Source organism: Salinivibrio costicola subsp. alcaliphilus, from assembly GCF_001996185.1.
GTDB classification, from domain to species: domain Bacteria; phylum Pseudomonadota; class Gammaproteobacteria; order Enterobacterales; family Vibrionaceae; genus Salinivibrio; species Salinivibrio costicola.
Genome location: NZ_MUFR01000009.1, coordinates 14,603 through 38,906 on the forward strand (window position 1 = coordinate 14,603; position 24,304 = coordinate 38,906).

A 24,304-nucleotide genomic window follows, 5' to 3' on the forward strand; every position below is an offset into this window, starting at 1 on the left:
TCGAGGAAGGCGAGCGCAATGCGAATTAGTTTAGTGGCCGCAATGGCAAACGACCGCGTGATCGGAAAAGACAATCAAATGCCTTGGCACTTGCCCGCTGATTTAGCGTGGTTTAAGCGTACAACACTGGGCCACCCTGTGGTGATGGGACGTAAAACCTTTGAGTCGATTGGACGCCCGCTGCCTAAGCGTATCAATGTGGTGGTCAGTGGTGATGCGGACTTTGCGCCCGAGGGCGTGACTGTGGTGCGCTCTCCCGAGCAAGCGCTTGAAGTGGTGGCTGGCTATGAAGAAGTGATGGTGATTGGCGGCGGTACTATTTATCAGGCGTTTTTACCTCAGGCTGATCGTTTGTATCTCACCTTTATCGATTTAGACGTTGACGGTGATACCCGTTTTCCAGAATGGGGAACCGGATGGTCAAAAATCGAGGTCGGCACGCATCCCGTGGATGAGAAAAATGCGCACCCTCTTACCTTTACGGTTTGGGACCGCGCTTAACCTTTTGTCTATTCGGCGAGAACGGTAAAGCAGGCTTTGTCTTCCCAACGCAGGAGTGTCAACTTTCCTCCCCAGACACAGCCGGTATCTAGCCCATAAAGTTTGGGCTGAATAGTGCCATTCAATGCCGCCCAGTGACCAAAGACTACGGCTTGCTCAAGCCGTTGGCGATTAGGTACCTCGAACCATGGTACTAAGCCACTGCCTAAGGCTTGATCTGGGGGGAGTTTGCACTGCATATCCAAACGCCCGTCAGGGGAACAAAAACGCATCCGCGTGAAGCTATTAATAATATAGCGATAACGTGCTATCCCGGTCAGCGTAGCATCCCATTGATCAGGGCTGTCATGGTACATATTCTCCAATAACCAAACTTGGTCTTCACTCCGCAGAATCGTTTCCACCTCACGGGCGCAGGCGACGGCAGTCGATTTATCCCACTGCGGACTGATCCCGGCATGGGTCAGCAGAAACCCGCCGTCTGGTGCGGGTACATCGCGTATTAGCGGCTGTTGAGCCTGCCAGTTTAATAGTCTGTCTGCGTCTGGTGCATCAAAGATAGGTTGCGTTTTATCTTTTGCTTTGACGGGTTTAATCCCATTGGCGACCGCCAGCAAATGGAGATCATGATTGCCCAATACCAACTTTGCGGATTCACCAAGCTGATAAAAATACCGTAAAACTGCGAGGGAATCGGGACCGCGTGCGACGAGATCGCCGACCGAGTAAAGCGTATCTCGGGCCGGCGAAAAGTCAGCTTCAGCCAATAAAGCATGTAGCGCTTTATCGCAGCCGTGGATGTCCCCGACAAGATAGGTAGCCATATGCCTCCTTGGAGGAGTTAGTGAAGAATGTTGGGGAGCGCGAGACGGAAAGGTGCAATATTGACCTTAAAAGACTGCGCATCTTGATCTTGCATGGTATAAAACCCTTGCATCACCCCAACAGGCGTTTCAATGATGGTACCACTGGTATAGGTATATTTTTCGCCTGCGGCAATCTTAGGTTGCTCGCCGACAACACCCTCACCTTCGATTTCCAACTCCTTGCCATTAGCGTCAGTGATCAGCCACTTTCTTCGCATCAACTGTGCGGGGGCGTCTCCTACATTTTTAATCGTGACCGTGTAGGAAAAGACAAAGCGTTCATGGTCTGGTTCCGATTGGTCTTCCACGTATTGAGTGGCGACGTGGACCTCGAATTGCGCGGGTTCAGTGGCTTGCAAGTCAAGACTCCTGTTTATGATGAGTGATTGGCATCTAACCAATTTGCGAGGCTAGAGAATTGCGCCAGTGTCATGTTCTCTGGACGTAAACTGGGATCGATTCCGAGCTCGGTTAAGGTGTCAACATCGACCAGCGATTTGAAACCGTTCCGGATAGTTTTACGGCGTTGATTAAAGCCTTCACGACAAACACGTTCCAACCACGACAAATTAGTGACTGGATGCGGTAAGGTTTTATGTGGGACGAGGCGAACGACCGCAGAATCAACCTTGGGCGCTGGCTTAAAGGCGCTTGGTGGCACTTCCAGCACGGGCACCACTTTACAGTAGTATTGTGCCATGACCGTGAGGCGGCCATAGGCTTTAGTGCCTGGGCCTGCGGCCAAACGTTTTACCACCTCTTTTTGTAGCATGAAATGCATATCCTGTACGTGGTCAGCAAAGGAAAAGAGATGAAACATCAATGGGGTGGAGACATTGTACGGTAAGTTACCGAAAATGCGCAGAGGCCCCTGGTTTGCCAGCTCAGCGAAATCAAACGCCATGGCATCGGCTTCATGAACCGTCAGCTTTGGTCCCATAAATGGATGGCTTCGCAGGCGCGCGGCAAGATCGCGGTCGAGTTCGACCACGTTGAGGTGATCGACTTGTTCGGTCACCGGTTCGGTCAATGCGCCTAAACCCGGGCCAATCTCTACCAGGTTTTCACCGGATAAAGGATTGATTGCCGCAACAATACCGTCGATGACATACGGGTCGTTTAGGAAGTTTTGTCCGAAACGTTTTCTGGCACGGTGGCCTTGATGGACTTTATCGCTCATGCTTTGCTATCTACTAATTCAATGGCGTGGGAGATGGCCGTCCGCAGGCTTCCTGTATCCGCCGTACCGGTACCCGCTAAATCCAATGCGGTACCATGATCTACTGATGTTCTAACAAATGGGAGGCCCAAGGTGATATTCACCGAGCGTCCAAATCCTTTGAATTTTAACACAGGTAAGCCCTGGTCGTGATACATCGCTAAGACAGCGTCGGCGTCTTGCAAATATTTATCCTGAAAAAGGGTGTCGGCGGGCAGTGGGCCAATAATATCCATACCTTGTTGGCGCAACTCATCAAGCGCCGGCTCAATGATGTCGATTTCTTCTCGACCCAAGCAGCCGTCCTCTCCCGCGTGCGGATTGAGACCGCAGATATAAATGCGCGGTTGCTTAATGGCGAATTTTTGTTGTAAGTCTTGATGCAAAATCGCAATGACGTCATGCAAGCGCTCACGGGTAATGGCTTTAGCCACATAGGCGAGTGGGATGTGCGTCGTCACCAGCGCGACACGTAAGCCTTCGGTGGCCAGCATCATCACCACTTGGTTGACGTTGGCGTGTTGGGCAAAAAACTCAGTATGACCGCTGAAGGAAACGCCGGCGCGATTAATGATCCCTTTATGGACAGGCCCGGTGACAACCGCTGCAAATTCGCCGGTCATATTGCCTTCTGCCGCACGAGTCAGCGTGTCGAGCACATAGCGACCATTGGCCTCATCTAACTCGCCTGGCACAACATCTGCGCCCATCGGGATATCTGCAACGACCAGCTCCCCTGCTTGATGAGGGCGAGGCCGTGCTGATGGGTCATAGTCCCGCAAACTCACGGCGAGATTGAGCGCCTTAGCTCGCGCTGCCAGCATCTGTTTATTGGCGATAGCTACCAGCTGATGTGGCCAAGAGAGCAGGGCCATTGCTAAGACCAAATCCGGACCAATGCCCGCCGGCTCGCCAGGGGTGATTGCGATACGCTCAGCTGTCATCATTGATCACCTCAACATAGGCACCCGCGCGCAGCTCTTGCAGCCAGGCTTGCGCTTCTTCATTAAATTTGCGGTTAAACAGCATACGGTAAGCACGGTTTTTAACCGCCGCATCGGTTTTATCGACATCGCGACGATCGGTCACTTCAACCACATGCCAGCCATGCACTGTCTTAAAAGGCTCACTAATTTGACCTTTTGGCAAACTATCGACTTTGGCTTTAAACGCGGGCACATAAGCTTCTGTGGTTGACCAGCCTAAGTCCCCCCCGTTAACGGCAGAGCCCGGGTCATCACTATATTGTTTGGCGAGGTCGGCAAAGGTTTGTTCGCCACGCTCGATTTGTGCAATCAGCTGATTGAGCTCTTTTTTCGCTCCTTTATCACTGAGTACGATCGAGGGTTTGATCAAAATATGGCGGGCTTTAACTTCGGTAACGGCGACCGTTTCCAAACCTTGCACATCATCGATTTTCAAAATATGAAAACCCACACCACTGCGAAATGGCCCGATAATAGCGTCTTTTCCTTGGTTGGTAATTTGGTCGGCGAAAATCGTTGGCATTTCTTCTAGGCGCAACCAGCCCCAGTCACCGCCATCAAGTGCTTTGGGTCCCTTAGAATATTCCATCGCCAGCTCCGCCACGTTGCCGCCATGACGTAATGTATCGACTAAGCGATACGCTTGCTTTTTCACCGCGTCACGTTCAGCTTTGTCCGCATCATCATCCAATTTGAGTTGGATGTGAGAGAGCTTATAACGCACTTTTTGCATCTGCTGTTCGTTAAACTGACTGGCTAATGTCTCAACTTCTTGCGGCAAAATGCTAATACGGCGGCGTACCTGTGCATTGCGCGCTTCTGAAATCGTGAGCTCTCGGCGAACTTGCTCGCGATATTGATCCCATGCGATCCCTTGCTCTGCCATTTTGTCGCGCAGAGCATTCACACTGACCGATTGCTCTTTAGCAATATTTTTGATCGCTTGTTGTAACTGGCTGTCGTCAATTTGGATGCCTAGCCGCTTTGCTTCCTGTAGCTGTAGTTCTTCAACAATGAGTCGCTCGCGCATCTGCTCTTCAAGAACGTCTTGAGGCGGTAATTCACGATCTCCGTTGGCCGCATTACGGGTGACCGTTTGGCGCATGGCCGTCATTTCACTGTTCAGCACCACACCATCATTCACAACGGCGATGACGCGATCTAGCTCTTGAGGTGCTGCTTGGGTTAAGGGGGTCAGCAACACTAAAACGCCAGTGATGAGGGCGTGACTCCATTTGTTCATGCTTTGTCCACTTTTTTTCATAGGTTCAACAGTCCAGACCACAATAAGGCGTGTTAGTTCTTTAATGCAAAGGGATCACGATAACCCAGAGCGTTGCCTGAGTCAGTGTTAAAGTTAAAGCCACTGTCAGCTCCCAATCCGAGTAAGCTGAATGACAAGGTAACATTGTTGTCGTAAACCGGATCGGCGTTAATATCAGCGCGCGACATTAAGTACTCGTTGTAACTTAACCCGACGACCCAACAGTCTGAGCGATAGGTGAGGCTAACTTGGTTTTCCAACATGACATCTTGGGTCAGGTCGCGCCAGTATTGACCTGTAAAACTTAGCCCGCCGCCGAGAGGAAACCCAGTGACGACGCCAGCTTGTGAGAGGCCATCATCGGTGAGCCGGCTGATGTCTTGGTTTGGCAGCGTCGAGACAATATATTCCTGTGCGACGTAGCGATAACTGGTTTGTGCATAAAACTGGCCGCGGCGATATTCAGCAATCGCGTTACCAAACTGCATTTCGCGTAAGTTGCTGTCATATTGCATCGATGCGCGGACAAACAAGTTGTCATCAATGTTGGCTTCCCCTTCTAACGCCCAAGACGAATAATCAAAGGTTTCTGCATCTTGGTTAGACGGTTGGTCAAAGTAGTAAATTTGCCCAAAGGACAAATTCAGACGCTCTTTATATCCGCCATCGTAAAAGCGGGTCGTCGCGCCGTAGGTGAGTTGGTTTGCCGGATTAATGTAATCAATGCTACTGAATTGATTACCGCGAAATAGGCCGTAGTAGTCGGTTTGCAAGCGTGCGGTATCATAACCGCCGCCACTAAAGTTGACCGGGTTATAGATACCGTCTTGATCCACATCTTTAATATACAAATACTGGACTTGCGGCTCGATAGTTTGGCTGAAATGACCGCCCATGGCCCAGAAGTTACGCTCTAGGACAACGCCAGAGTGCAGGCGCAGAGTGGGGACTTTTCGCTCGACTGAATGACTCAGCTCCGCATTAGATTCTGCATCCCGGATGGCGCTATCAAAGCGCTGATCATAGTGCGTATACAGCATGCTGGCTTCCGCCGTGGCATTAAACCAAGGGCGGGTATATGGCAGCGTTAGGGTCGGGGCTAAATGTGTCCGGGTGGCTTCGGGTTTTTTGGGATCATCGTTAGCAAATACACTAAATTGCGCAGGCACACTAATATCGAGCCAATCCGTGACTTGTGGCGCGTAGTAGTTAAGATCCACTTGTGGCATCAAGCGATAGACACGGGTGCCTTCTGTTAGCGCTTGGAAGTCGCGAACACGAACTGTACTGTTCCAATCTAAACCGCGATAACTGATCTCGCCCGTTTGGAGTAGCGTGTTGTCTTCTCGTTTGCCCACATTAGAGTCCAGGCTCTGAAAGTAAGCGATATCACTGACTTTGCTGTAATCTGCTTCGTAGCGCCAGTGACCTTGTACACCGCTATGTTGCCAGTTGAACCCCCAACGTGAATCGAGCTCGGGGTTGAGTTGATCGTCAGGCAGGTATTCAGAGTAAAGCGACCCGCTTCCTATTGGTGTAAGGTAGCGAATGTTGGTCTTTAATTGAACGCCTCGCTCAGACATATATTTGGGCGTGAGTGTGGCATCCAGTTGCGGATGGATATTCCAATAAAACGGCGTTTCCATCTCGATGCCATCACGATCACTCCAAGTAAGCGACGGATATAAAAAGCCTGTCAGCCGACCTTCTTCTACCGGTACACGCAAATAAGGCAGATAAAAGATCGGGACGTCCATTACCTCAAATCTAGGGTGATAAAGATCAGCAAATAAGCTGCTGTCTTCTTTCTCAATTTTTGAGGCAGAAAACCGCCAGCTTTTATCTTCATCTGGACACGTGGTATAGGTGCCATCCTCAAGCTCGTAGAAGGTGGTGCCGTTTTTAAACACCCGTTTCGCCTCGCCCCGTCCTGGGGTACATAGCATCTTATACTGGGCGTTATTCAGCGTGGTGTCTTCGCTTTCGAGGTTGGCTTGTAGATAATCTGATGTCACCATCATCTGGCCATCATTGAATACCACATCTCCTTGTGCCGTAACGATCCGCTCTGGATCGCGTAAGGTTGCGGTATCGGCCGTCATCTTTCGGTGGCCTTGCGTAACTTCGACATTGCCACTATAGATGGCTTTGTCGTTGGTCTGCGCCTCAGCACGATCTGCGACCACACGAATGGGGGCGTTATTCACATCCTGTGTCTGCTCGCTGGCCGGAACGCACTGGGCCTCCTTGTCAGAGCAAGGCTGAGTCGCTGGGTCTGTGTTGGCAAACACAAGGGCTGGGCCGTAGAGCGCCAAGCTGATCATGGTGGCTAAAAAGCTACGTGCAGTCGGTGACATTGAAGAAGACATTCCTGTTTTATCTGATTGCGTGGTGTACACGAAGGCAACGCATCAGTATGCTTTGGCTGCAAAATGCGATTATCATAAATCAATTTGCGCCCGGCATCACCTTTAAATGTGCAGGGTGTGAAACTAGCAATGAGACCATGGCATGCGACTAAATGGCAAGGTAATTGGGGCAATTCTCGGCACATTGTTGGGAGGCCCAATCGGTTTTCTTCTTGGCCTTTTCTTAGGTCATCAGTTTGATAAAGCGAAACAGCGCGCGCGTTTCGGCGGTTTGGGTGGCCAAGGGCCACAAGCACAACGTGTTTTTTTCCATGGCACCTTTGCCGTGATGGGACATATGGCGAAAGCTAAAGGGCAGGTGACGCAACAAGAAATTCAGCTCGCCAGCTTATTGATGGATCGCATGCAGTTGCAAGGTGAAGCTAGGCAACTGGCCCAGCAGGCGTTTCGCGAGGGAAAAGACAGTGACTTTCCGCTGGATGAAACCCTCAACAGTATTCGTGCCTTAAGCCAGGGGCAACGTGATTTATCGCGTGTCTTTTTGGAAATGCAGATACAAGCTGCGTTTGCTGATGGTGAGATCCATCCTAAAGAGCGTGAACTTTTGTATGTAATTGCCGAAAAGTTGGGCTTTTCGCCACAGCAACTGGAACAGCGCCTGCGAATGCAAGAAGCTGCGTTTCGCTTTAGTCAAGGCTATCAAGGCGGCTGGCAGCATCAATCCGATGGCCCCGGTGCGCCGCCGCAGCAGAATGAAATCGACGATGCCTATGATGTATTAGGTGTTGACGCTTCTGCTTCCTCTCAGGAGGTGAAAAAAGCGTATCGGAAACTGATGAATGAGCATCACCCCGATAAATTGATGGCGAAAGGTTTACCGCCAGAAATGATGGAGATGGCGAAAGAAAAAGCGCAAGAAATCCAAAAAGCGTACGACGTAGTGAAAAAAGCCCGCGATATATAGCGGGCTCGTTAGGTTGATTAATCGTCGCGATCATCAATCAAGCGCATCAATCAGGGTGTGTTGTGGTGCACCACGAAAGAACCCATCAATATTGGCGATCAGCTGTTGTGCCAGAGTGTGAACGGCTTCGTCAGCGCCCCAAGCAATATGCGGGGTGACAATAAGGTTGGGTAATGATGCTGCAACTAACGGATGTGCGTCGGGGGCGGGCTCTTGACTGAGTACATCCAAGCCAGCACCACCAATTTGGTCGCGTTTTAACGCGTATAACAGGGCCTGTTCATCCACGAGATCGCCGCGGCCAGTATTAATCAAAATGGCATGCTGTGGCATTTTGGCCAACACATCTTGACTAATCAGATGTCGGGTTTTGTCGGTTAAAGGGCAATGCAGCGACAGCACATCAGCCTGTTGAATCACCTGTTCAAAGGGCTGGTAGCCTGGCCGGCAATGGCTCGCCCCTTGATGCTCGGCAAACATGACTTTCATGCCAACGGCCTGGGCCAATTGCCCGACCGCTTCTCCTAGTGCGCCTTTGCCAATAATCCCCAAGGTACTGCCAGCGACACTGCCTATCGGGTGAGTAAAAAAGCAAAACTGGCCCCGTTTTTGCCATTCACCTTGACGCACATCGGCATGATAACCCATCAGCTGACGTTTCAAGGCGTAAATCAGAGCCATGACATGCTCGGGCACGGATTGGGTGGCATACCCTTGTACGTTGCAGACTTGTACGCCGTGTGCCTGACAAGCCGCTAAATCGACATTGTTGACCCCGGTTGCCGCGACCGCGATCAGTTTTAGCTTGGGAAGTGCAGTCAGTATTGCTTCATTGATCACGACTTTATTGGTGATTGCCACATCGGCATGTTGCAGGCGATCGATCACGTCACCGGGAGCGGTGGCAGGGTAGGATTGCCAATGATGGGGGTGATGAAGCGTTGGCAGCGTAATGTGAGCAGGAATGGTGTCTCTATCGAGAAAAACCACCTTGATGGGGGTGTGATGAGCCATGTTGATCTCCGTGTCTCAATGCATGGCCCTAGAATGTGAGATTAGTAGTTTTTCTGCAAACCTTAATGGTCAGCCTGTGAGGTTAGCAGGCGCAAGCTGATACTCACTCGCTAGTCGATTATCCGGCATCTGCGGATAAAATGCGCAGGGCGCTTGAAAGTGCATCGGCGTTTCAGTGACAGGATGCAAAATGCTTAATTCTGCGGCATGCAAATGAAGGCGAGAGGCATACTCAAAAGCTTCTGGCAGCGCATAAAACTCATCGCCGACAATCCCATGCCCAAGGGCCTGCATATGCACACGGAGCTGATGAGAGCGGCCGGTGAGAGGATACAATGCCATTAAGCTTGTCTGTGCATGCTGATGCAAACAGCGGTAGTGCGTTTGCGAGGGCTTGCCGTGTTCAAAACAGACCTTCTGTCTGGGGCGATTGGGCCAGTCGCAAATCAAGGGCAGATCGACATTTCCCTCGTCGTGTATAGGGTGCCCCCACACTTCGGCGTAATACAACTTGGTGGGCACGCGCTCGCGAAATTGCGCTTTAAGGTGTCGCTCAGCAGCTTTGTGTGCGGCAAACGCCATGACGCCAGAGGTCGACATATCTAAACGATGGACCAGCTCTGCGTCCGGGAATTCGGCTTTAACCCGTGACCACGCACTGTCGTAATGCGCAGGATCACGGCCAGGGTTAGCCAATAATCCACTGGGTTTATTAATTACCACCAAATCGGCATCTTGATACAAGATATCGAGCCAAGGTGTGGTGGGAGGATGATACTCAATGATTGCCATATAAGGGTTCGGGGCCGGTTGGCCCCGCCTTCGTTCAAAGGGTGATTATTGGTGGCTGACCACAATCAAACGCAGGGCGTCTAAATCGACTTGTGCGTGTTGAATATGATGCGACAAGGTACTGATCTGATCGCGTAGTGCGTCGAGCTCATCATCACGAATATTGGGGTTAACCGTTTTCAGTGCATCGAGCCGTGCTAAGGCCTGATTCAGCTCGCTGTCCATCTCTTGGTGGGCGGCCGTTTGAATCTCAGACAAGGCTTTTTGGGCCAGCGGTTCGCTTTTCTCAATCAGCTGGTGGACTTGGGCTTGAACCGAGTTGACCATTTTACTGCCTAAATGACGATTCACCGGGCTGAGCTGGCGATGAAACGATTCAAACTCAACGTTGGCTGAGAGATCATTGCCGTTCGCATCCAAAAGCAACCGCACCGGCGTTTGCGGTAAAAAGCGATGAATACCCGACGATTTAGGGGCTTGTGCATCAATGGTGTAAATCAGTTCAACAAACAGGGTTCCCACAGGCAGCGCTTTGTTTTTGAGCAAAGAGACCGCGGTGGTGCCGATGTTTTCGCTCAGCAATAAGTCGATACCGCCACGCACGATCGGGTGCTCCCAAGAGACAAACTGCACATCTTCGCGACTGAGTGCCGTATCGCGGTCGAAGGTCAGTGTGCACCCATCCGTTGGTAGGCCAGGGTAACTGGGCACCATCATCTGCTCCGACGGCTTGACCACGATGGCGTTTTCACCTTTGTCATCTTGATTAACGCCGATGGTATCAAACAGACCGAGCGTGAAGGTGACAAGGCCCGTATCGCCATCTTGATCGGCGATGGTTTGCGCCAGCTGCTTGGCAGCCTCCCCGCCGTGTGAGTGCATCTCGAGCAGTTTATCGCGGCCTTGCTCCATTTCTGCTTTAAGGCGTTGATTCATGGCGGCGCTATCGTGAATGAGCGTATTTAGCGCATCATCATGTTGATTATTGGCTAACAGTGTTAACAATGTCTCGCCATACTGCTCAAACACCGCACGGCCGGTTGGGCAGGTATCCTCAAAGGCATCAAGCCCTTCGTGATACCAACGCGCTAAAATGGTTTGCGCTGTGCCTTCAAGGTAAGGAACGTGAATGGCAATATCTTGACGCTGACCAATACGATCAAGGCGACCAATGCGCTGCTCGAGCAAGTCGGGGTTCATCGGTAAGTCGAACATCACCAGCTGATGGGCAAACTGGAAGTTCCGGCCTTCTGAGCCAATTTCAGAGCAAATCAAGACTTGAGCCCCGCCTTCCTCTTGGGCAAAGTACGCTGCCGCTTTATCACGCTCAACAATCGACATGCCTTCATGGAACACGGTGCCACGGATCCCCTCACGCTCGCGCAAGGCCTGCTCAAGCGTCAGTGCGGTTTGCGCGCGTGAGCAAATGATCAGTACTTTGTCGCGACGGTAGGTTTTTAAATAATCCAGCAACCAATCGATACGTGGGTCAAAGCCCCACCAGCTGGCACTATCGCCCTCAAACTGCTGATAAATATCTTCAGGATAAAGATTTTGTACCGCTTTTTGTTCGCTCGAGCTTGTGCGTCCCATCATGCCCGCCACCCGCATGGCAGTTTGATACTGGCTCGGTAACGCCATAGGGTGCATGTGCAGATGCCGGCTAGGGAAGCCACTGATGGCAGCCCGCGTGTTACGGAACAAAACGCGCCCGGTACCGTGGCGATCCATTAAATCATCAATCAGCTGTTGGCGAGCGGTGTGCTTGGTTGCATCATCATCGCTATCAATAGCGCTGAAGCGTTCATCAAGCTCGTCACTTTGCAATAGCGCCCGAATGCTACGTTGGGCATTATCACTTAACGGGGCATCGGCAAGTAGCGCTTCAACCGCCTCGGCGACAGGGGCATATTGTTCGGCTTCTTCAACAAAGGCGTCATAATCATAAAAACGATCAGGGTCGAGCAGGCGTAAACGCGCAAAATGACTTTGCTGACCTAACTGCTCAGGGGTCGCGGTGAGTAACAACACCCCAGGGGTATGCTCAGCAATGCTTTCGATAATCTGATATTCACGGCTCGGTGCCGTTGGTGTCCAGGTTAAATGGTGTGCTTCGTCCACCACCAATAAGTCCCAATGGGTGTCACAGACTTGCTCGACGCGACGCCGGTTTTTGCGTAAAAACTCCAGTGAACATAACACCAGTTGCTGGGTATCAAATGGGTTGGGTGAGTCAGCAAAGGCCTCGACACAGCGCTCTTCGTCAAAAATAGAGAAGTGCAGATTAAAGCGGCGCATCATCTCGACCAACCACTGATGCTGCAAGGTTTCTGGAACCACGATCAGTACCCGCTCGGCTTGGCCTGCAAGCACTTGCTGGTGAATGATCATGCCCGCTTCAATGGTTTTCCCTAAGCCGACTTCATCCGCGAGCAAAACCCGCGGTGCGTGACGACGACCCACCTCATGGGCAATGTAAAGTTGATGAGGAATTAATCCAGCACGCATCCCCGTCAACCCCCGTAGAGGGCTACGCAACTGCTGATGCTGATTGGTTAACGCCCGATAACGCAACGCAAAACGATCCATGCGGTCAAGTTGACCGGCAAAGAGTTTGTCTTGCGGCTTGTTAAAGCGGATCTGATGGCTGAGTAAGATTTCACGCAGCGAGACTTCGTCTTCCTCGGTGTCTTCGCGATAGCCGTAATAGGTCAACACCCCGTCGTTTTCTTCAACGCGCGAGACGGTCATGGTCCAGCCCTCGTGACTTTCTACCTCATCGCCGGGGTTGAACATCACCCGAGTCACGGGCGCATCATGGCTGGCGTACAGCCGTGTTTCATCACTAGCAGGAAACATTAGGGTCACGGTACGGCCATCAACGGACACCACAGTGCCCAGTCCAAGATCATGCTCCGTATCACTGATCCAACGTTGTCCAAGCGCAAATGACATAAGGGAAAACCTCTGAATTAACTCGATTGTCGAAAGACTCGGTGCCGCGCAAACGCAACCCGATTAAATAGTGTGTTATTCAGTGTGGCACTGAAAAAATTGGTCGCCAATAGTACTCGAACTTGTGAGGAGGGTCACGATGAAACTCCATCAATCGCGGCAAAGATCGTCTTGACATACAAACGTCATCAACGCGCGGCAAAGATGAAAACGTGAACTGGCACAATCAAACAAGTTGGGCGATGCGCAACGGCCAGGTCTATGCTTACTTTAAGCGCTGTCATCGACAGTGAATTGCCGACACAGGAGGTGCCTATGGGCGACGCCGACCGGAAGCTGTTTGTATTAGACACTAACATTCTCCTCCACGAACCTTTCGCCATCTATTCCTTCCAAGAACACGATGTCGTGATTCCTATGACCGTCCTCGAAGAGCTTGACCGTATTAAAGATAGCAAGCGTGATGTCTCTCGGGATGCCCGTGTGGCGATTCGTGCCTTGGAAGATATCTTTAAAGAAGCCACACCCGATGAAATTGGCGAGGGTATTGTGGTTGGTAAAGGCGATGCGACGGGTACCGTCTCCATTCTGGCTGATTTTGAGATTAAAGAAACGGTCCATGCCTTTGCCGATAAAGCGGGCGATAATCGCATTTTAAATGCGGTGTTATACCTTCAAACCAAACGCTCACCGCGCAAAGTCGTGCTGGTGACCAAAGATATCAATATGCGCCTGCGCGCCAAAGGGGCGGGGGTGATGTATGTCGAGGATTACCGTACCGACCAACTGATTGATGATGTTCGGTTGCTCACCAAAGGCTTCCATCAATGTGCGGGCAGTTTTTGGGATAAAGTGGGGCAATGCGACAGCCAGGCCTATGGCTCCGAAACACGCCACACATTACCGGCTGAGCTATTAGAAACGCCTTTTGTGAACCAGTACTTATTGGATGAAAGTGACGACTTCGCCGCACGAGTACAAGCCATTGATGGTGATAAAGCGATCATCAAAGATCTCAGTCGAGAGCGATTAATGCACCGTGCTGCTTGGGATGTTAAACCGAAAAATATCTACCAAGGCATGGCAATGGATGCGTTGCTTGATCCCACGATTGATCTAACCATTCTGACAGGGCCTGCAGGCTGTGGGAAAACGATTTTAGCCATGGCTGCGGCATTAGAGTTAGTGGTAGAAAAGGGCATGTACGATAAGATTATCGTTACCCGTAATACGCCAGATATTGGCGAGTCGATTGGTTTTCTCCCCGGGACAGAAGAAGAGAAAATGCTGCCATGGCTCGGCGCAGTGACCGATACCCTCGAAGCGTTACACATGAATGATGAATGCACTGACGGTTCGATGCGCTACATTATGGAAAAAGCGAATCTGCAGTTTAAATCGATTAACTTTATGCGCGGACGCTCGATTCAAAACGCGTTTGTGATTTTGGATGAGTGCCAAAACCTGACCGCCTCTCAGCTTAAAACCATTATCACCCGTTGTGGGGAGGGGACTAAGTTAGTGTGCTCGGGGAACTTAGCGCAAATCGACTCTTCCTATTTGACACCTGTAACATCCGGACTGACTTACATTGTCGAGCGGTTTAAAAACTTTGAAGGCAGTGCGTGTGTGTACCTCAATGGTGTGGTGCGAAGCCGGCTGGCTGAGTTTGCCGAAGAGAACCTTTAACCATCAAGGTGGCGGCCTCTATGCCGCCACTGATGGGGTTACGCCGTGACACCGATATAATCACGCATGATGGCTGGCGGTGTTTTGAGCGTATCAACCGGATCGTGAAGCTGGATTCGGCCATTATCGAGATAGATAAATTGATTGGCGATCGCTTGTGCATCGTCTGGATGGTGAGTGACCATCACCACCGTCGTGCCTTGTTCTTGAGCGGTACGTTTGACCAAGGCTAACATGTCTTGTTTTAGCGCCGGATCAAGTGCCGAAAAGGGTTCATCGAGCAGTAATAAAGGCTGGTTGCGTGCGATGCTTCTCCCCAAGGCGATGCGTTGGCGTTGGCCGCCCGATAGTTGGCTGGGTAGACGAGATAAATAATCGGTCAACCCTACTGCGTGTGCAGCATGGCGCACGGCCTCTTGCTGTGTGGCCGTGAGTTTAAGCGAGGGAGACAAGCCAATTGCCATGTTGTCGAATACTGACAAATGGGTAAATACGTTGTGCTCTTGAAACAAGATAGACAGTGGCCGCTGGTGGGCGGGCGTCGTGGTGACAGGCTTGCCATCAATGGTGATCTCGCCACTATCTGGCGCGATCAGCCCAGCAATCAGTGATAATAAGGTGCTTTTGCCTGCACCGCTGGGCCCGAGCACAGCCACAATCTCTCCAGGGGCTATTTGGGCATCAAAGATCATCCAATCTTGCTGGTAACGATAGTGGACATTGGAAAGCGTCAGCATGCGTGTCTCCATTGGATCAGACGAGTGATTAGGGCATAGCAACCCAAACTGGTAAGCAGTAATAGCATGGCAGCGGCAGCGCCTGCGTCCATTTGGTAGCTCCCCATCAAGCGAAACAAATAGAGCGGCAGGGTTTGAAAATTTTGGCTACCAAAAAGTGCGATCGCACTAAGATCGCCCATCGATAACACAAAACTCACCGCCACGCCGCGCGCGATCGGGGCGCGTAAACACTGCCATTCGATAAGACGTAGACGGTTGACACCTTTTAGCCCCAAGGTAGCGCAAAGATTGTGATAGGACTGGGCAAGTTGATAGGCGGGCGCGCTCAGTACTTTTATTAAATAGGGCAACGCCATCAGGGCGTTCACGGCCATCACCAACCACAGCGCCAAGCTGAATACATCGCTAAACTGGCGAAACAGTAAAAAAAGCCCGGTACTGAGGACAATACTGGGTACCACTAAAATCATCGCCCCTAACGTTTCAATGCCATTCGCTTGTTTCTTACGCCCGTTCAAGCGCCAATGACGACTGGCTAAGATGACAGAGGTGGCCAACACGAAGGCCAAGACGATTGCTCCGGTAGCGATAAGCAGTGAATGCATGGTGGCTTGCCATAATGCCGTGTCGCTCAGCACAATTAACGCGCTAGGGTTAAGGCCACGCGCGATCACAACCCCGAGAGGTGGTAGAACCAACAATAAAGTCAGCGCAATCCAGAGACTGTCCCAACACTTCGCCGTGCGACTATCGAGTGCCGATGGAAGCGGTTGCACTTCGCTGGGGGTGTTGGCAATCGGCCGAGTCAGTGTTTGCACAATAAAAGCAAAGGTGCCGCACAAGAGCATTTGCCACAGCGCCAGAGCGGCACCGGTTTGTAAGTCAAAATCAAAATGAATGGCTTGATAGATAGCCAATTCAATGGTGGTCGCTTTGGGGCCACCGCCTAATGCCATCACGGTGGCGAAGCTGGTGAAACACAACATGAATACCAGTCCGACGACATGGGGTAGACTTTGCCGCAGATAAGGCCATTCAAGGTGGCGAAAACGTTGCCAGCCTCTTAGACCAAGCTGGGTTGCCAGGCGCCTTTGATCCGCCGGGATCCCTTCCAAGGCCTGCACCATCAATTGGGCCGAAAAAGGCAGGTTAAAGAAAACATGCGCAAGCAAAATGCCGCTTAAGCCATAGAGAGAAAATGGCATCGCAGCATCAAAGTACGCGAAGGCTTGTGCAATCCAACCGCTACGGCCGTAGATGGCAACCAATCCAAACACGCCCACCAATACCGGCAGCACCAGGGTCATGGCAAACAGTTTGAGTAGCCAAGCTTTCCCTGGAAATTGTCGCCGAGCCAGCGCATGGGCCACAGGAATGGCGAGCCCAACGCTGAGCACCACAGATAAGGTAGCCTGCTTAAAGCTAAACAGCGTGACATGGCGCAGATAGGCATCTTGCCACAGGGCGGACAGCTTCAAGTCTTGACTGTGTAAGAACAGCGCCCAGAGTGCGCTGCCAATTAATAACACGACCAAGCTGGCCGCGAGACTGCCCGGCCAGGTTCGAGAAGGGTTGAGCATCGACGTTATTCAACCAAAGCGGTTTGCCAATCGCGCACCCATTGCTGACGGTTACCCATCACTTCATCGGGCTGGTACAACAGGCTCTCTTCTGGTTTGTTCAGCGTATAGAAGGCGTCAGGCAAGCTAACATCGGTGACCGGGTACATCCACTGCGTGGTTGGGATCACAGACTGTGCTGTGTCACTGAGCATAAATTGTAGAAACGCATCGGCGCGTTCTGGTTGGTCGGTATAAGCAGACTTCGCCGCCACTTCAATTTGCATATAATGGCCTTCTTCAAACATGGCGGCGGCAAAGCGGTCATCATCGTCAGCGACCAGGTGATAGGCGGGCGAAGAGGTGTATGAAAGCACCATATCTGCCTCTTTGTTGAGGAACATGTTGTACGCTTCGGTCCAGCCTTTGGTCACGGTAATAGTGTTGTCGGCAAGATCGCGCCATGCCTGCTGGCTTTGATCGCCGTATACTTTTTGGATCCACAGCATCAAGCCTTGGCCAACTGTTGACACGCGTGGATCTTGGTAAATCACACTGATATCGTCACGCTCCTCAATCAAAGCCTTCAAGCTTTTGGGTGGGTCGAGCAAACGCGTGGTGTCATACACAAAGGCAAAGTAGCCGTAATCGTAGGGGATAAAGTAGGGATTATCCCAACCGCCGGGTACCTGTAGGCGCTCCGTATTCACCGCGTGCTCGGCGACAATGCCGCTGCGCTCAGCTTCTTTCATCAAGTTAGTATCCATACCGAGTACAATATCAGCCTTGGTAGTATTGCCTTCGATACGTAAGCGATTAAGCAGAGCAGCACCGTCACTAAGAGACACAAACTCTAATTGGCAGTCACAGCGTTTTTCAAATTCGGCTTTGATTTTTGGCCCTGCGCCCCAATCGGCGATAAAAGAATCATAGGTATAGACCGTTAGAGGGTCGGCGGCACGGGCGCTGAGTGATAACAGCGATAAAGAAACCAGAGTGAGAACAGAGGTAATAACTTTCACAGCACGCTCCTAAGTTGGGCGTGGGTGTTGAGGCAAGTTGATGGCAACATCAAGTCTCAATCCCTACGCCAGTGTTAGCTGGATCAGGTTCGATGGGTTTAGCGCCGCGCGCAATCTCAGCCATGAGGCTCCCCAATGAGTACGGTGCTATTGTACTGATTGGCTTAGTGTTCACCAAGCCTTTTAGTCCGCGAGTTGGTTAAGCGTCCAGTCGTAGTCATAATCCAAGCGTGCATCCTTGGGAAGCTTGATGTCTCTATATTGATTGATATGGGTGATCACCCCTTGTTCACTGCCGCCAAAGTCAGTCTCAAACCACTCATAGATAGAAGAAAGCTGCCACTGATTACCCTGCTGACTCACGCCTTTATCACTATTAATAAAGGTGTAGGCAGCTTGTTCTAATTGCGCATCCAAGGTGTCGGCTTGAAAGGCTTGCGGTTGCAGGTTAGGACAGCCAAGGCTGGCACAATTGACCGCATAGTGGGTACGCGGATCTTGCCATAGCGGACGCAAAATACGGTGTTCGATATCATTGAGCGTGAGGGCTTCGCCCGCCACCGTCACTACGTCATCATCCCACGGACCAAAGCTAAAGAGTCCACCGAGTTTGGTGATAGAACTGACTGGATAGGCGTCCAAAATCAGCGTCACCGTGACCGCATTGTAAAGGTTGACCCAGTAAGCATATTGTTCGTCTTTGCTCAGGGTGCGCGGATCGCGCTTGGTAAGCATGCCAATGTAATGATCGAGGGTCGCTTTATCGGCCTCGGTGACGGCTGCGTAGTTAAATAAGGTGTGCTGCCCCTGAGGCTGTAAATACTTATCGAGTAATACTTGCCAACTGTGATGCGTGAAGGTGGCTTGGCTGTCAGGATTATGTGCATCCCACATTGCCCAGTAGTCCGCTTTGGGCGCGGCTTGACTGATGAGCGGAAACACTAGCCCGAACAGAAGTATCAAATGTTTTTGCATTGTCAGTCCTTAATGCGATCAAACCTTCTTTGAGACTAGACCAAGCGAGTCAGCGGTTGGTTTCATTGAGGATAGAAAAATGGGAAGGAACGCCAATAAATGCGGAATAATCAGCACTTATTGGCGAGAGATGAGTGGATGGTATTACACCAAAAAAATCAGGTATTTGCTGCTCAAAGCGCGAAATTTCCGCTTCGTGCTGTAACGTCAGCCCGATACTATCCAAACCTTCGAGTAAGCAATGATGGCGAAAATCATCCATCTGGAAGCTAAAGCAGTGTTCACCGGCACGGATGGTTTGGGCGGGCAAATCTAGCGTTACCGTCGCACCTTCATTTTCGGCCACATACGTAAATAAAGCATCGATTTGGCCTTCTTCAAGGGTCACCGGCACCATTTGGTTATTAATGCAGTTGCCATAGAAAATATCGGCAAAACTGGGGGCGATAATCACTTTAAAACCGTAATCATCCAGCGCCCAAGGAGCATGTTCGCGTGACGAGCCACAGCCAAAGTTTTCGCGGGTGAGTAACACGCTCGCCCCTTGGTAGCGCGCTTGATTGAGCACAAACTCGGGGTTCGGCTGTTTGCCCGCATCGTCTAAAAAGCGCCAATCGTGAAACAGGTGCTGGCCGAATCCGGTGCGGGTGACTTTTTGCAAAAACTGTTTGGGGATGATCGCATCGGTGTCGACGTTTGCCGCATCCAATGGGGCAACAATGCCGGTATGAGTGTGTATGCCTGACATAAGGCCTCCTTATAATTGGTTAACGTCAACAAAGTGACCGGCAATGGCGGCGGCAGCGGCCATGGCTGGGCTGACCAAGTGGGTACGGCCTTCACGGCCTTGGCGGCCTTCAAAGTTACGGTTGCTGGTCGATGCACAGCGCTCTTTGGGGCCTAAGCGATCGTTGTTCATCGCCAAGCACATTGAGCAGCCGGGTAAGCGCCACTCAAAGCCCGCCTCGCGGAAAATCACATCCAGCCCTTCTTGCTCTGCTTGGGCACGCACTTGCTCTGAGCCTGGCACCACCATGGCATGGACGCTATCTGCGACGTGTCGACCTTTGGCGACCGCCGCGGCTGCGCGCATGTCCTCAATTCGAGAGTTGGTGCATGAGCCAATAAAGACTTTATCAATTTGGATATCTGTTATGGCTTGGCCTGCGGTTAGCCCCATGTATTTCAGTGCGCGTTCCGCCGAGTGGCGCGCGATCGGATCTGCCATGTGCTCAGGGGCCGGCACGCTATCGTGCACACTAACCACTTGGCCGGGGTTGGTCCCCCAGGTGACCTGATGATGAATTTGACTGCCATCGAGTGTCACGACACGATCAAATTGCGCATCGGCATCCGAGTGCAAGGTTTGCCAAAAATCGACCGCTTGCTGCCATTGTTCACCTTTAGGGGCAAATTTCTTGTCTTTTAAATAGGCAAATGTGGTCTCATCGGGGGCGATCAGGCCCGCTTTTGCGCCCAATTCGATCGCCATGTTGCAGACCGTCATTCGCCCTTCCATGGACAAGTCGGTAATGGCGTCACCGCAAAATTCCACCACGTGTCCGGTGCCGCCGGCATGACCGACTTGGCCGATAATCGCTAGGACAATGTCTTTGGCGGTGATCCCGGGGGCGGTTTTGCCCGTGACTTCAATTTTCATCGTGCGGGCGCGGGATTGCTTGAGCGTTTGGGTGGCCAGTACGTGTTCGACTTCGGAGGTACCAATACCAAAGGCCAGTGCACCAAAAGCACCGTGAGTTGCCGTATGAGAATCACCACAGACGATGGTATTGCCAGGCAAAGTAATCCCTAACTCGGGCCCCATCACATGGACAATGCCTTGGTAGGGGTGATTCAAGTCGTACAGGGTGACGCCAAATTCTTCGCAGTTTTTAGCCAAGGTTTCCATTTGGATGCGCGCCATTTCCCCTGACGCGTTAATATCTTTGGTTTCGGTGGAAACATTGTGATCCATGGTGGCGAAGGTTTTGCTCACTTGGCGCACCGGACGGCCTTTCTCTCTCAGGCCGTCAAACGCTTGTGGCGAGGTCACCTCATGCACCAAGTGACGGTCGATATACAGCAGCGGCGCTTCGCCTGGTTGCTCAGTGACCACGTGAGACTGGTGAATTTTTTCGTACAAGGTCTTGGCGCCTTGCTGGGTGTTTGCATTCGACATAGCTCGTATCCTTACGGGTAATGATTATGCGCCTTGGCGGATATAGGCGGCGATACGATCGCCCATCTGCTCGGTGCTCAGTGCTGGATGGTTACCGGCCAGATCGGCCGTCAGTTCACCGGCTGCCAGCGCTTGGCTCACTGCATGTTCAATTGCACAGGCCGCGTTTTCTTCGCCCAACGAGTAACGCAGCATAAGTGCCGCCGATAAAATCTGCGCCACTGGATTAGCAATGTTTTGTCCGGCGATATCGGGCGCGGAGCCACCGGCTGGCTCATACAAGCCAAATTTACTCGCGTTCAAACTGGCTGAGGGCAGCATACCCATAGAGCCTGTGATCATCGCGCACTCATCGGAGATGATGTCGCCGAAAATATTTGAACACAGCATCACATCAAATTGCGACGGGTCTTTAATCAGCTGCATGGTAGCGTTGTCGATATACATATGGCTTAAGCTGACATCCGGATAATCTTTTGCCACCGCTTCTACCACCTCGCGCCACAGCATCGAGCTTTGCAGCACATTGGCTTTGTCGATTGAGCACACTTGTTTGTGGCGAAGCTGGGCGGATTGAAAGGCGATGTGTGCGATGCGCTCAATTTCATAGCGATGATAGACTTCCGTATCAAACGCCTTTTCCTCGCGCCCTTCGCCTTCGCGCCCTTTGGGCTCACCAAAATAAATCCCGCCGGTCAGCTCTCGTACCACCACGATATTAAAACCTTGGTCGGCAATATCGGCGCGCAGCGGACAAAAGCTTTCGAGACCAGTATGGACTTGTGCCGGACGCAAATTACAAAACAGACCAAAGTGCTTGCGTAGCGGCAGTAAAGCACCGCGCTCCGGTTGTTCGGTCGCGGGTAAATGCTCCCATTTAGGGCCGCCGACTGAGCCGAATAAAATCGCATCGGCTTTTTCACAGCCAGCCAAGGTGTGTGCGGGCAGCGGCGAGCCATGGGCGTCGATTGCAGCACCGCCAACCGGATAATGCTGACGCTCAAAGGTGACAGCGAATCGCTCGCTAACCGCATCAAGCACTTTTTCGGCTTGCGCCATCACTTCGGGGCCGATACCGTCGCCGGGTAAAATTGCAATTTGGTGTGCGCTAGCCATGTTTATACTGTCTCCTGTTTTAAATGGGATTGTTCCTTAATCTGCGCAATTTTGTTGGCGCGATAAATAGCATTGATCACGTTTAATAAAGCTTCGCCGGAGGCCTCGATAATATCGGTTGATACCCCGGTGCCGTGATATTTACGGCCTTTGTAGTTGGCAATGATATCGGCTTGGCCGAGGCCATCTTCCCCTTCTCCTTTGGCGGTCAGATCGAATTTATCCAGCTCAATGTCATAGCCGGTGATCCGATATATGCACTGGTACAAGGCGTCGACGGGACCGTTTCCAATCGCCGCTTCGCGTTTTTCTTCATCGCCACATTGCAACTTGATGCTGGTGGTCGCCATTAAGCTGCCCGATTGCACGCCTAAATAATTGAGCTTATAAAAATCGTCCTCTTCTTTGAGGTTGTTGAAGAACATTAAAGCTTCTAAGTCGTAATCGAACACCTGGCCTTTACGATCTGCTAATTGCAAGAATGATTGATACAAGGTCTCCAAATCATAGTCTTGCTCGTCGTAGCCAAGGTTATCCATATGGCTTTTCACCGCCGCGCGGCCGGAGCGACTGGTGAGATTCAATGATTTTTTACCCAATCCAATCGACTCTGGCGTCATGATTTCGTAGGTATTTTTGTTTTTCAGCATGCCATCTTGGTGAATGCCAGAAGAGTGGCTAAAGGCATTGGTACCGACCACGGCTTTGTTGGGCTGGATTGGCATGTTGCAAAGTTGGCTAACCAGCTTACTGGTGCGGGCGATTTCAGTATGGTTTAAGCCTGTCTCCACGCCTAACAAGTCAGCGCGGGTTTTTAAGATCATTGCAATTTCTTCCAGCGCACAGTTACCGGCGCGCTCGCCGATGCCATTAATCGTGCCTTCGACTTGGCGGGCGCCGGCCTGTACAGCGGCAATAGAGTTGGCGACCGACATCCCCAAGTCATCATGGCAATGAACAGAAATCACCGCTTTGTCGATATTGGGTACGCGGTTGAACAGGTTGGCAATGATATCGCCAAACTCACTGGGGACCGTATAGCCGACTGTATCTGGGATATTGACCGTGGTGGCGCCAGCATCAATTGCCGCTTCGACCATGCGGCATAAATTATCAATCGGGGTGCGTCCGGCATCTTCGCAGGAAAACTCCACATCATCCGTATACTGGCGCGCATGTTTGACTGCACGCACGCCCATTTCTACTACGTCATCGTAGCTGCGGCGAAGCTTGTCTTTGACATGAATGGTAGAGGTGGACAAAAAGGTGTGGATACGAAAAGCATCGGCGGCTTTGAGCGATTCCGCTGCCACATCAATGTCTTTAGGAACAGCGCGAGACAAAGCACAGACACGGGCATGCTGCATATGCTGAGCAATGGTACGTACGGACTCAAAGTCGCCCGGAGAGGACACAGGAAAGCCAGCTTCAATGATGTCTATTTTCAAACGATCCAAAGCTTGCGCGATTTGCAGTTTCTCTTTGACCGTTAAGCTTGCTGACAACGCTTGTTCGCCGTCACGTAATGTGGTGTCAAACAGAATGACTTGGCTGTTCTCGCTCATGAGTAACTCCCTGTTGTGTTTGCTGGCCGCCGTCATGGCTCTTTAATTGGCGATATGTTTTATTTTGGCGACATTAGATACAAAAAAACCCGCGTCTGGCGCGGGTTTTTGAGATTTGGCATTCACTGTTTTCTGCCCAAAACCTACCCGCGCGACTGGGTCACGATAAGGAGGAGAATGAGGCGCAGGTGAAACAGTGTCATGCTGATGTCCGTCAGTAAATATTCTGTTACCAGAAATAACAGAGCGATGGGGAAAGCGTCAATCTGAAAAAAACAAAACCCGTTTTCTGCGCAATACAAAGGCGAGAAACCGGTTAATTAAACTGCTTTTTACACTAAAAGTTAGACTTTTGTGCTGTGGTCTGGGGCGGCTTTGTCCACCCTGCATTATTTTAATTACGCCAATACAGCTGATCTTTAGCGGCAACGGGGCAGAGTAAATTCATTGAGATGTCCCAATAACGTCACCGACCTGTCACACCGGCTGGCTAATGTTTAATCATCAGCTCGCTGTATTGGGAGATACC

At 51.3% G+C, this 24,304-nt stretch carries 19 protein-coding genes, 1 pseudogene and 1 riboswitch; of the genes and pseudogenes, 3 read left to right on the forward strand and 17 right to left on the reverse strand.

Going from position 1 to position 24,304, the window contains the following annotated elements; translation table 11 throughout:
• Window positions 1-18: 18 nt before the first annotated feature.
• Complete coding sequence (gene folA, locus BZJ21_RS04490) at window positions 19-501, forward strand: type 3 dihydrofolate reductase (RefSeq protein WP_077669217.1); 483 nt, start codon at window positions 19-21, stop codon at window positions 499-501.
• A gap of 8 nt (window positions 502-509) precedes the next feature.
• On the opposite strand, the gene apaH is transcribed toward folA, so the two are convergent.
• Genes apaH through lptD form a run of 6 tightly spaced genes read right to left on the reverse strand, consistent with a single transcriptional unit; the run spans window position 510 to window position 7,193 of the window.
• Complete coding sequence (apaH, locus tag BZJ21_RS04495) at window positions 510-1,325, reverse strand: bis(5'-nucleosyl)-tetraphosphatase (symmetrical) ApaH (RefSeq protein ID WP_077669218.1); 816 nt, start codon at window positions 1,323-1,325, stop codon at window positions 510-512.
• A 17-nt stretch (window positions 1,326-1,342) separates the two neighbouring features.
• Complete coding sequence (apaG, locus tag BZJ21_RS04500) at window positions 1,343-1,726, reverse strand: Co2+/Mg2+ efflux protein ApaG (RefSeq protein ID WP_021023353.1); 384 nt, start codon at window positions 1,724-1,726, stop codon at window positions 1,343-1,345.
• A 14-nt stretch (window positions 1,727-1,740) separates the two neighbouring features.
• Window positions 1,741-2,547, reverse strand: a complete 807-nt coding sequence (gene rsmA / locus BZJ21_RS04505) for a 16S rRNA (adenine(1518)-N(6)/adenine(1519)-N(6))-dimethyltransferase RsmA (RefSeq protein WP_077669219.1) — start codon at window positions 2,545-2,547, stop codon at window positions 1,741-1,743.
• Window positions 2,544-3,533 carry a 4-hydroxythreonine-4-phosphate dehydrogenase PdxA gene (gene pdxA / locus BZJ21_RS04510; protein ID WP_077669220.1) on the reverse strand — a complete coding sequence of 330 codons (990 nt, stop codon included), beginning with the start codon at window positions 3,531-3,533 and terminating at the stop codon, window positions 2,544-2,546. The genes rsmA and pdxA overlap by 4 nt, the downstream gene beginning before the upstream one ends.
• Window positions 3,520-4,815, reverse strand: coding sequence for a peptidylprolyl isomerase SurA (surA, locus tag BZJ21_RS04515; protein ID WP_077669221.1), 1,296 nt, complete (start codon window positions 4,813-4,815; stop codon window positions 3,520-3,522). The genes pdxA and surA overlap by 14 nt, the downstream gene beginning before the upstream one ends.
• A 53-nt stretch (window positions 4,816-4,868) precedes the next feature.
• Window positions 4,869-7,193 carry an LPS assembly protein LptD gene (gene lptD / locus BZJ21_RS04520; RefSeq protein WP_077669222.1) on the reverse strand — a complete coding sequence of 775 codons (2,325 nt, stop codon included), beginning with the start codon at window positions 7,191-7,193 and terminating at the stop codon, window positions 4,869-4,871.
• Between the two features lie 154 nt (window positions 7,194-7,347).
• Between lptD and djlA the strand changes: the two genes are divergently transcribed.
• Window positions 7,348-8,169, forward strand: a complete 822-nt coding sequence (gene djlA, locus BZJ21_RS04525; protein WP_077576480.1) for a co-chaperone DjlA — start codon at window positions 7,348-7,350, stop codon at window positions 8,167-8,169.
• Between the two features lie 33 nt (window positions 8,170-8,202).
• Here djlA and BZJ21_RS04530 read toward each other — a convergent pair whose 3' ends face one another.
• The 3 genes from BZJ21_RS04530 to rapA form a co-directional block, all read right to left on the reverse strand.
• Window positions 8,203-9,183 (reverse strand): D-2-hydroxyacid dehydrogenase, encoded by a 981-nt coding sequence (locus BZJ21_RS04530; RefSeq protein WP_077669223.1) that lies wholly within the window; start codon window positions 9,181-9,183, stop codon window positions 8,203-8,205.
• A 69-nt stretch (window positions 9,184-9,252) separates the two neighbouring features.
• The gene (gene rluA / locus BZJ21_RS04535) at window positions 9,253-9,975 is read right to left on the reverse strand and encodes a bifunctional tRNA pseudouridine(32) synthase/23S rRNA pseudouridine(746) synthase RluA (protein ID WP_021023361.1); all 723 of its coding nucleotides are present in this window, start codon (window positions 9,973-9,975) and stop codon (window positions 9,253-9,255) included.
• Between the two features lie 45 nt (window positions 9,976-10,020).
• Window positions 10,021-12,930, reverse strand: a complete 2,910-nt coding sequence (gene rapA, locus BZJ21_RS04540; RefSeq protein ID WP_077669224.1) for an RNA polymerase-associated protein RapA — start codon at window positions 12,928-12,930, stop codon at window positions 10,021-10,023.
• A 315-nt stretch (window positions 12,931-13,245) separates the two neighbouring features.
• Here rapA and BZJ21_RS04545 point away from each other — a divergent pair, with 315 nt between their 5' ends.
• Window positions 13,246-14,619, forward strand: coding sequence for a PhoH family protein (locus BZJ21_RS04545; RefSeq protein ID WP_021023363.1), 1,374 nt, complete (start codon window positions 13,246-13,248; stop codon window positions 14,617-14,619).
• A 38-nt stretch (window positions 14,620-14,657) separates the two neighbouring features.
• Here the strand turns inward: BZJ21_RS04545 and thiQ are convergent, their stop codons facing one another.
• From thiQ to leuA, 8 genes and pseudogenes are all read right to left on the reverse strand, one after another.
• Window positions 14,658-15,356 carry a thiamine ABC transporter ATP-binding protein gene (thiQ, locus tag BZJ21_RS04550; RefSeq protein ID WP_021023364.1) on the reverse strand — a complete coding sequence of 233 codons (699 nt, stop codon included), beginning with the start codon at window positions 15,354-15,356 and terminating at the stop codon, window positions 14,658-14,660.
• Window positions 15,350-16,939 carry a thiamine/thiamine pyrophosphate ABC transporter permease gene (gene thiP, locus BZJ21_RS04555; protein ID WP_077669225.1) on the reverse strand — a complete coding sequence of 530 codons (1,590 nt, stop codon included), beginning with the start codon at window positions 16,937-16,939 and terminating at the stop codon, window positions 15,350-15,352. Before thiP ends, thiQ begins: the two co-directional genes overlap by 7 nt.
• A 5-nt stretch (window positions 16,940-16,944) precedes the next feature.
• Window positions 16,945-17,931 (reverse strand): thiamine ABC transporter substrate binding subunit, encoded by a 987-nt coding sequence (gene thiB, locus BZJ21_RS04560; protein ID WP_077660566.1) that lies wholly within the window; start codon window positions 17,929-17,931, stop codon window positions 16,945-16,947.
• 52 nt (window positions 17,932-17,983) lie between these two features.
• A riboswitch (TPP riboswitch) is annotated at window positions 17,984-18,085 on the reverse strand.
• 38 nt (window positions 18,086-18,123) lie between these two features.
• Window positions 18,124-18,915, reverse strand: a complete 792-nt coding sequence (locus tag BZJ21_RS04565) for a DUF547 domain-containing protein (protein WP_077669226.1) — start codon at window positions 18,913-18,915, stop codon at window positions 18,124-18,126.
• 154 nt (window positions 18,916-19,069) lie between these two features.
• A pseudogene (leuD, locus tag BZJ21_RS04570) lies at window positions 19,070-19,663 on the reverse strand (3-isopropylmalate dehydratase small subunit); the annotation flags it as partial.
• 9 nt (window positions 19,664-19,672) lie between these two features.
• Window positions 19,673-21,094 (reverse strand): 3-isopropylmalate dehydratase large subunit, encoded by a 1,422-nt coding sequence (gene leuC, locus BZJ21_RS04575; protein WP_077660508.1) that lies wholly within the window; start codon window positions 21,092-21,094, stop codon window positions 19,673-19,675.
• A gap of 24 nt (window positions 21,095-21,118) precedes the next feature.
• A complete protein-coding gene (gene leuB, locus BZJ21_RS04580) occupies window positions 21,119-22,210 on the reverse strand; it encodes a 3-isopropylmalate dehydrogenase (RefSeq protein ID WP_077669228.1) in 1,092 nt (363 codons plus the stop codon).
• Between the two features lie 2 nt (window positions 22,211-22,212).
• The gene (gene leuA, locus BZJ21_RS04585) at window positions 22,213-23,775 is read right to left on the reverse strand and encodes a 2-isopropylmalate synthase (protein WP_077669229.1); all 1,563 of its coding nucleotides are present in this window, start codon (window positions 23,773-23,775) and stop codon (window positions 22,213-22,215) included.
• Between the last annotated feature and the right edge of the window lie 529 nt (window positions 23,776-24,304).